Below are 1,652 nucleotides of genomic sequence, written 5' to 3' on the forward strand. Positions count from 1 at the left end.
GCCGGCCGCAGGATCGATCTGGCCTGTCAGCTTGAGACCGAGAGGAAGAGCCTCGGCGCAAGATCCGAGGCAATCCGCGCGCTCGCCCATCATATTGTAGACGTTGCCTGTGATCGCACCCGAGCCGAAGTTGGCCTTGAGGGCGACATTGCCGATCAGCTCGGAGCTATTCGTATCGTCGATGCCGCTCTTGCCCGACGTCTGAAGCCCGAGACCCACGAACGTCCCGTCATAACTTGCGGTCACGCCTGTCGGCATATCCGTCTTGGCGGTCGGGGTGCCGCCGAAGATCGCGGCCAGAAGGCTGCTTCCGCCAACCGTCTTGTTGAGCCACGTCCCTTGCCCTTCGACCTCGACTTCCGCGTACCGCACATCGGTGTCCTGAACGTAGCCTCCGTACGTCGCATACTGAAGGAAGATAGGTTCGCCCGCGCCATCGGCATACGCGGAATAGAGCGTTGCGCCGTTCACGCTGTAGGTCTTGCTGTAATCGATATCGAAACCGTCGCCGCCGAGTCCTGGCGTATGCGTCTCATAGGCACGCCGCGCGGGCCCATCGAAGTCCGGATCCTTGTCGATCGTCAGCGCGCCCGGAACCGCCGTGCCGCCGGCGAGCGCTCCCTGGGCGGCAATGGTGATCTTGGAACCGTCGGCATTCGGAGTCCACGTCACGCCATTGCCGCCTTGCGGCGAGCGATCCGCAACCGTGAGCTTGCTCAAATCCGGGATACGCACGAAGAGCCCGCCGCCGTCGACCGACGCGGCCGTCTTGGTCCCGCCCGCACCGATGGCGACCTTCGCCGGCGTGATGCCGCCGGTGCTAACCGTCCCTGTGTTGCCGGTTCCGACGGGGGTGCCCGTGTCGCCTGTATTGGCTCCGCCGGTTCCGGTGGTGTTTCCGGCCTGCGCCCCGTTATTGGCAGGCGGCACCTCGTCCTTCAGCGCGTTGATCAAATCCTTGCCGCCGGAGCACCCGGCTTGCGCGAAGGCCGCTGCGAGAATGGCGATGCGAGATACGACATAGCCCGAATGTCCCTTGAAACGCATGCGTTCCCCCCGTTCAAAGATCCTGTCTGTCGGCGCACGCGACACGAAAAACCGCCCCTGACACGAGCCCTACAGCACTCTCGCGAGAGTGTCCGTTGACGTTCGTTGACATTTGTTTCGGAATGCCGGGCCACCTTCGCGATGCCCGACGAGGCTCGGCTGCGAACGCTCCATGCCAGCGCCGTTCGGACGAGCGCAAGGATGTTGCCATCGCTTGCCGGCGCCAGCGGACGATCACGCGGGATCCGCTGCTCCGTGCCTGTTACGGCAGGGCCGGCACCGGAAGCCGGCAACATTTGTCAACTTGTGAAAATGACAACGTCCATCGGACTGCGATTAGATTGGGCCGCAGTCCAAATGCTCAACACGAAGACAGGTCCGCTCGTGACGCAAACTCGGAAGACAAGCGACTGGCAGCTGACGAATCTCGGCGCGATGGTCGACCACGTGATCGGGCTCACGGCCTACAAGTTCGCGAAGGGCGAGCTGCTTTCCAAGAGGATTGCGGCGGCCATTTTCGCCTCTCCGTCGCAATGGACGAACATGAAGACGGGCAAGCTGCCCATCGATGTCGAAAAGCTGGGCCGGCTCACGGACTATCTCCA

At 63.0% G+C, this 1,652-nt stretch carries 2 protein-coding genes; one reads left to right on the forward strand and one right to left on the reverse strand.

What is annotated here, in order from left to right:
- On the reverse strand, nucleotides 1-1,047 hold a 1,047-nt coding region (locus tag V7082_RS12660; RefSeq protein ID WP_334149055.1), incomplete at its 3' end, for a hypothetical protein.
- 357 nt (nucleotides 1,048-1,404) lie between these two features.
- Here V7082_RS12660 and V7082_RS12665 point away from each other — a divergent pair.
- The coding region (locus V7082_RS12665) for a hypothetical protein (protein WP_334149057.1) at nucleotides 1,405-1,652 on the forward strand (248 nt) is incomplete at its 3' end.

This window comes from Hyphomicrobium sp. (genome assembly GCF_036833075.1).
GTDB lineage: Bacteria > Pseudomonadota > Alphaproteobacteria > Rhizobiales > Hyphomicrobiaceae > Hyphomicrobium_C.